This window comes from Sulfitobacter brevis (assembly GCF_900112755.1).
Lineage (GTDB): Bacteria > Pseudomonadota > Alphaproteobacteria > Rhodobacterales > Rhodobacteraceae > Sulfitobacter > Sulfitobacter brevis.
On sequence record NZ_FOMW01000006.1, the window covers coordinates 274,551 to 281,700 of the forward strand.

At 55.5% G+C, this 7,150-nt stretch carries 6 protein-coding genes and 1 pseudogene; 3 read left to right on the forward strand and 4 right to left on the reverse strand.

Annotation, left to right across the window (positions count from 1 at the left end):
• Positions 1 to 33: 33 nt before the first annotated feature.
• The 3 genes from BM174_RS10595 to BM174_RS10600 form a co-directional block, all read right to left on the reverse strand.
• Positions 34 to 1,026 (reverse strand): tyrosine-type recombinase/integrase, encoded by a 993-nt coding sequence (locus tag BM174_RS10595; protein WP_425442355.1) that lies wholly within the window; start codon positions 1,024 to 1,026, stop codon positions 34 to 36.
• Positions 912 to 1,193, reverse strand: a complete 282-nt coding sequence (locus BM174_RS21725) for a helix-turn-helix domain-containing protein (protein ID WP_143092441.1) — start codon at positions 1,191 to 1,193, stop codon at positions 912 to 914. The genes BM174_RS10595 and BM174_RS21725 overlap by 115 nt, the downstream gene beginning before the upstream one ends.
• Positions 1,194 to 1,367: 174 nt before the next feature.
• Entirely contained in the window at positions 1,368 to 1,691 is a 324-nt protein-coding gene (locus tag BM174_RS10600; RefSeq protein ID WP_143092442.1) for a hypothetical protein, read from the reverse strand.
• A 487-nt stretch (positions 1,692 to 2,178) separates the two neighbouring features.
• Between BM174_RS10600 and BM174_RS10605 the strand changes: the two genes are divergently transcribed.
• Together BM174_RS10605 and BM174_RS10610 are read left to right on the forward strand one after the other, a co-directional pair.
• Positions 2,179 to 2,415, forward strand: coding sequence for a helix-turn-helix transcriptional regulator (locus BM174_RS10605; RefSeq protein ID WP_093923818.1), 237 nt, complete (start codon positions 2,179 to 2,181; stop codon positions 2,413 to 2,415).
• On the forward strand, positions 2,412 to 4,697 hold the full coding sequence (locus BM174_RS10610) for a DUF5906 domain-containing protein (RefSeq protein ID WP_093923819.1): 2,286 nt from the start codon (positions 2,412 to 2,414) through the stop codon (positions 4,695 to 4,697). Before BM174_RS10605 ends, BM174_RS10610 begins: the two co-directional genes overlap by 4 nt.
• Before the next feature lie 701 nt (positions 4,698 to 5,398).
• Here the strand turns inward: BM174_RS10610 and BM174_RS20805 are convergent.
• On the reverse strand, positions 5,399 to 5,857 hold the full coding sequence (locus BM174_RS20805; RefSeq protein WP_143092443.1) for a hypothetical protein: 459 nt from the start codon (positions 5,855 to 5,857) through the stop codon (positions 5,399 to 5,401).
• Between the two features lie 1,017 nt (positions 5,858 to 6,874).
• On the opposite strand from BM174_RS20805, the pseudogene BM174_RS10630 reads away from it, so the two are divergent.
• A pseudogene (locus BM174_RS10630) lies at positions 6,875 to 7,150 on the forward strand (hypothetical protein); the annotation flags it as partial.

The window sequence follows — 7,150 nt, forward strand, 5'->3', positions numbered from 1 at the left end:
TTAATTTTCGAAGTGTTCTTCGGTTCATTGAACCTAGGAGACATTTTTGTCCCGTGTGAAATCAAGGGCCTGCGCTGCTCTCCGCAGGTGGTCTGGCGAAAATCTTGCATAAACACGCTCGGTTACGGTGGTGTTGGAGTGACCCATGAACTGGCTAATCTCGCCCATCGGAATACCTGCCTCGGCCATGTGAACCGCACTGGTGTGGCGTAACACATGCGGAGAGACATCCCGCAGCCCCGCGGCTTGCGCGGCAGATGCGAACCCTCGGGTAATGCTTTTAATGGGCTGACCGGCCCATTCCACAACATGGTCGCTCAAAGCAGCTTGCCGGGCACTGAGGAGCGCCTGGCGCAAACCTTCATTCATCGGAACCACAGCACGGCCTTTCCGAGGACCGGTAGCTGATTTACGCAGATCAATCTGGTTGCGCTCAAAGTCGACGCGGTCCCAAGTTAGTTCCAGTATTGCTGAGACGCGCGCGGCGGTTGAGAACATCAGTCGAATAGCCAGTTTAATGTGGGGCCCTGCTGGTGCGGCGAGTAAGCAATCAATTTCAGGCTGCGTGAGATAGCGATCTTTTGGCGCGGGTTTCGAGGGCCTTTCAATATGGGGAACATGCTCAATCCGCCTCTGTTTCTTCGCCCAGTTCAGCACAGTGCTTAAATGACCAAGCTCTGTCCAAATGGTTCCGGGCTTGACCCCCTCCTTGGTGCGGTTTTTTGTGTAGGCGCGACAGGTCTGTGTATCGATTTGATCTGCGCGAAGAGCCCCGAAGTGCTTGAGGATCGGTTTGCCGGTGTAGCGCATCGTCATGGCCACAGGGCGGCCACTACGCTCCCCCAGATACAGGTGCCAGAGGTCCGTCACCGTGGCTGCGGCTGCGGCCGTAGCCTGGCGCTGGTAGACGTCTAGGGCTTCAGCTTCCGCTTCCTTGGCACTGCGTGCTTTAAGTTGATAACGGCGGCGCTTTCCTTGTTCTTTCCAGTAAACGCAGAAACCTCCGCGGAACCGGCCGATTGTGATCTCTGGCATTCGTAAGCCTCTACATAATGGTGGGGTATTCGGATCATACGTCCGACGAAAAAAGCGCTGAGGTCGCCGCGGTGCACCATCTGGCGAACTGTTTCTGCGGAACAGTCCCAGCGTGCTGCAAGTGTCTCAGGTGTAAACGGGCGTTTTTGTGGTTCCATGATGTGCCTCTGTTGGAGCAACGAAAAGAGAGTTTGGCTCCGCAGATTGTTTGGTTCTACCTTGCGGTGCAGAGGTGATATCGCACAGCTACCGGATTTTTCAGAGCTCTCGCGGGACTTAGTCTGTAGGTTAAAAAACGGTTTTCTTGGGCTTTTTTTTGATGGAGCTCCTGTTTAGCCCCGCATGCTCTCTATGGTCTGGCAGACGTCGAGCTCTATGACCTCCCAGGCCGCGCGCATGTCATCCAAACAGGTTTCCAGCTCAGCTGTTTTTTCTTCGGAATAGTGCGCGGGGAAAGATAAACAGTAAGCATGTTCATAGGCCCTAGAAAACTGAGCAAAAGGATCCCGCGGACCTAAGACTTCGGCGACTGCTTGAATTAACAGTCTGTGGACCGCGACATCCACGGGTTTGAAGAACGGGTTGGCTGGGTCGCTGGGTGGACTGAACCGAGTTGCCACCTCGCGTGCAAACTCTGCGGGGGTAGGGGCTGTCATGGGGGTTACCTTTCTGGTTTCTGGGCCGTCGTGGCGACCTTGCTTCCTGACCAGGACAAAAGGCAGCTGAGGGTCCGTCAATGTCAGTGCTGTGAAGCCCACCAGGCGCGTTTGCATGTAGGGACGCCCAGATGGCCATTATCGTCTGGGCCCGGGTTGTTGGGTGCATCCTTGATCTGGGCTGGGATGAACCCGCGGGTATCGCACCCTGTCCGGGAGATCAGCCGGGGGAGGTCATGCCCCTTTCCGACCAAGATCGGCGGGCTTTGGGCTGCGCGCCCAAAAGCAGACCCGCGGCAATTAGGTTTGGCGGATTTAAAGGCTTAAGTGAGCGCTAGTTTTCAAAATACGTCGTGGAATTATCGGCGCTAAGGCCAGTTTTGAGAATGGTCCCTGGTTAGTCTGTAGGACTACCGATCAGACGCCTTTGAAAGCCAAAGCCAGCGAACACAAGTCACAGTCATTGAAACACCGCTAAGGAAAAATCATGACTGACTCTCCCGAACTTCTGACAACTAAGGACGCTGCCCGCCTGCTTGGCGTGTCTGAACGGACGCTGGCCCGATGGTACAGTGTCCGCACTGGTCCTGCCCGGATCACCATCGGCCGCAAGGTTCTATATCGCCTCCAAGCGATACACGATTGGCTGCGCGCCAATGAAACTCAACCAACAACAACCTTTGCCAATAGCGCGATGCGCTTCACTGAAGGAACTCAAGAATGAACACTTTGGCATCTCTCTACGCAGGCGTGCAGCACGGGTTTATCTCGGTGATCTGCATGTCGCAGGAAACCAAGAGGATCGTCGCCTCCGACTTTTTCGCCGTTACGGATTTGGCCGCAGCAGAAGAGTTTTCTAAGACCCACGCAAAAATAAATCATGTCTACTACTCGTTTAACGTCCTTCGCGCGGAACCGGCTAAAGGACGCGGAGGAGAAGCTGACTTCGTCGCATCCATCGGCGTTTTTCTTGATATCGACATAAGACAGAACGCCGCCAACATTCATGCCGCAGATGAAAGATTGCCGGGGAGCCTCGAAGAGGTGATGACGCTTCTCGAAGAAAACAACCTTCCGAAGCCCACAAGCATCGTGAATTCAGGAAATGGGTATTATTTCCGATACTACTTCCCGGAGCCTATACTGTACCCTTCCGTGCAGGAGCGGAAAAGATTTCTGGCAGCCGCGGGCGGCTTCCACGAGGCCTTCGCCAAGGCTTGGCAAAGCAAAGGCTGGAAACTTGACCCAGTCTGGGACCTGGCGCGTGTCACCCGCATGCCGGGAACGCTGAACCACAAAACCAATCCGCCAAAGCACGTAGAACTGGTCGAACACCTTCCTGAACGCACGCTTTCCCATGGGGAATTCTTCAAATTCGCTAAAAAGGGTTCCTCAGTTGCCGCAGGAGGATTACCTGCAGTACGCAGGTCGTCGGTGGTCGCCGGAGAAGGGGCCGCGGGTTCCGCTAAAGCTGATTTCCGCTCTGTGGTAGCGGCTTGCCGTGCAATAAGGCATTTGATTGAGAACGCCGCGCATCTGGCCTACGTTGAATGGTTTTCATTGGCGGGGGTTCTAAAACATTGTGAGAATGGAGAGGAACTGTTCCATCAGCTTTCTCGGCTGGACCCCAGGTATGATGCCGCCGAAGCAGCGAAAACGTTCACCAATGCGACCGGCCCAACTTCGTGCAGATACTTCGGACTAGATCTGGCATGTAGCCAATGCGGAGGTTGCCCGTTTGCGGGCAACCAACACGTCGGCTCGCCAATCGCCTTTGGTGATCTTTCGAAGGCGACGGCTCAGCTCATCTCTAACACGGTTTACGCCACGTTCCGTGAGAAGTTCTTCGAGTTGGACAGCAAGCAGGCATATACCAAGGGTAACCTCAATGATCAATTCGCGCGGTTTATGCCCAAACCTGCCGCGACGCTCATTGGGGACAAGCGGATGCGGATCGTACACCATGCCGACTATTTCCCAGGGCAGGTCGAACTTTTCGTCGAAAACGAGGGCCAAATCTCCTTCAACACCTGGCGCCCGTCAGAACTGCAGCGCGAGCCTGGAGACGTCTCAATTATTCTGGAGCACTTCGACTATCTCGTGCCCGACCCGGACGAACGTCGTCACGTACTTGATGCCCTTGCCCATTCCGTTCAGCGACCGTCTGAGAAGATCGCGCATTGCGTCTTTTTCATCGGAGGGCAGGGAACAGGGAAGAGCTGGGTAAGCCAACTCCTGATGCTAGTCTTTGGAGCGCACAACGTATTCGTGACGGACAACCAAATGCTGACTTCCAGCTTCAACGCACCGATGGGCAATCGCCAGGTGCTCATCCTCGAAGAAGTTGGTCTGGCGGACAAGGCAGAGGCCTACAATACCCTCAAGATGTGGGTGACGGACGAGAAGGTCACCGTCAATGAAAAGAACGTGCCGCAGTATTTCGCCACCACACCGCGCCTAATGCTGGCCTATTCGAACCGTGATCTACCCCTAAAAATCGAGGAAGGGGACCGGCGATTCATGTTTGTGCAGTCTCCATCAACCCCGAGGGACGCAGAATACTACACCCGCCTTTTTGAACATGGGCTGCCTCAGGCAGGGGCCTTCTTGCAGTGGCTCTTTGATCGCGACATCAGCAATTTCTCCGCCAAGGCGCGTCCGCCCATGACCGGTGTGAAACGGAAGATTATCTCTGAATCGAAACCAGCCGTTAGCAGGGCTATTGAAGATATGTTGTTAGAGGGCGAATGGCCCTTCAACGAAGAGATTTTTACCCTCAGTGACGTAATGACAGAAGTGCTGCCCCGGGTGCCGAACAACGCCAACCGCTCGCCTCAAGAGTTTGCCAAGGTCCTGCAAAAATCGGGATTTGTCCCGGCATCGAAGCACCAGGTGCGTGTCGGGTCCTACAAATATCGTTTCTGGACCAAGGCGGGGTCAAAATGGGAGGGTGCTGACTCTGAATTCTTAAAAAAGCAGTGGGAAAAGCAGGACAAGGCAGCCTGACCAGCATCTGCTGGGGGAGGGTCAACCTCCCCCAGCCACAACAAAACTGTCTCGCGTCTCACAGTCTCAGCACTTTCAAAGTTCTCTGAACGGGGCAGTGGATTGGGGTCGCGGAAAGAGGGGTTGAGTTGTTTTGACTTATCAGCAATTTTTGTTCTAGGAATACTGAGACAGTGAGACACTGAGACACCCTAACCCGACAAACCCCATCCTTCTTCCGGTTTTAAGTCCATCCCTCCTTATCCCACAGACTATTAAAAACCGCGTCAGGGCGACGGCACAGGTCTTTTTAGTACATTTCGAAGGATTATGAGAAACCGCGCGCCAATCCGCTCTCACTTCCGATTACCCGCATACTCCTCCCAGCGACGTCGCGCCTCCGCAGCCCGTTTCTTGGCATGCGGGAACGCGGTCACCTCGGCATATTGGGCCGCACTTTCGTAACTCGTCCAAAGCGCCGCCTGGATGTCGACAGAAACTCGCTCAACCCCACCCTCCTTGACCCGCCTATTCCGACCCCTGATCCGAAACCTCCTCCGGCTGGCCCCATCAACCTGCAGCGCCTTCTGATAATAGGCAGGGCAAAACATGTTCAACATAATCAGTCCTCGTTCTGGCCCTCGGCCCTAGGCCGTGCGAGCGCAGGGCGGTGCCTTTGGTCGGCGCCGAGGTGCTCCAGCGCCGACCCGTGGCAAAGGGCCTCAGGCGGCCGCCTGGAGGTCCTGTGATGTGGCAAGATGCGTGGCCAAGGTGGCCCTCTCCGCTGGGTTCAGGGATTGGACTGCGGTTAGAAGATCGTCGATGCCGATGGCTTTGCCAGAGGCCGCGCCTTTGACAATCCGCAACAGTTGGGCGTCAATCACATCACGGGGGTCTGGTTTCTGCAGGCGGTCGTCCGCCCGCTTTGTGAGGCTCAGGAGCGCCGCCGCAAAATCCATGGGCTTGTATTCGGGCTCAGGCTTGAATTCCCACCAGCGGACGTTTGCCAGCGTTTTGATCGACAGATCCGCATGTCTGGTTGTGCCTGCCTGAAACAGATCGGTCTGTGTCCAGACAAACCCCAGATGCGCCTCGACCCAAGCCTTGATGGCAATTTGACCGCACGCCCTGGGGCAGCGCCTCGATAAGTTTGTTGACCATGCCAACGGCGGGTCGCACATCGCCGGTGCTCGCCCAGCGAGAGGCGACAGCGACCAGAAACAGATGAATATCCAACTGGACCGCGTGGCCCCGCCGTTGGATTGAGGCGATTGCCGCCAGGAATTGATCGTCACTATTGGCCAAGGCCAGCTTTCCAAAATTGACAGGTGCCATGATGTATCCTCCAAAGATGTGATGCTACCGTCAAACCACGCCTGCGGCGTGGCTTGTCAGGTAGCACCCGGGGTCCCAGAGCAGAGGCTCAGACCCGGTTGGCCGGGTTTAGGCCGGGTGCTACCTTTGGAGATTTTCATCGACTGTTGTGACATGTGCCGTGTCGATGGCCGGGGAGACCGGACTTTGAACGCGCAGGCATGTCAGACCTGCCCAGGTTTGCCTGGGTCATGGGGCTCAGACACGCCCGCCCGCCGCATTCCACCAAGATCCGGACCGTCAGGAACCGAAATGTGGCATCAAATGCGGAAGCTGACAGAGTGCCTGCCCCTTCGCTGTCTCTGGCCAGACTGTCCCCCCTGACCCCATGGGGTCAGGCCTTACGGCACTGTCTCATTGGGGGTACGCCAAACCCCACCAATCCGGCATTTTACACCCCGTCTACAACAGGGCAGAGCTATGGCCTGAGTGCCCCATCAAGAGGGCTAGCGAGCGCTTGTTCCGCGTGGGCCTCAGGTGGCCCCACCGAGAGGACATTCGCTGCCTCTCGATAGGTTAACTCTGGCTCAGATTTGAGGTTAAATATAGCAAAGGTGTACACCTTTTTTTGTTTATAAACAAAGTGCTGCGGCTTTAAATAGGGGGGCACAAACTCGGCGGGGTTTTTCAGTTTTGGCTGTGATATCATAGCGGATGGGCGTGCCCGGGAAATGCTCTAGGCCGGGATCAAAGCGCATCTGAGAGCGAAAAGCGTTTAGAAATGTGGAGACAGACAGGAAGCGCCTGTCCGATCCTAGGGGAGGTTCAGATAAAACTAAATCGCAGACCTGGTAACTGCCAATGGGGGATGTAGCCTAATCATTATGATCAAATTCTCACAGCCATCAGATGATCACCCGGATTTATCGTACTCGCCGCTGCTAAGGGCAGCGCTCCTGACGCTGACCCATGCCGCCGACCAGGGACCAATTGGACTGACCAAAACCAAGGCCTTCAAGCGGACCTTTGTGCAGTGGGCCGCAATGCATTTTAACTGGCCTGGCTACAGCTATGAGGAGTTGATGCGCTACCACAAAGTTCTCAATGAATACGATCATCCGCCGCTTGAGCTGCTGCATTTTTTATTGATCCAGCTGAAG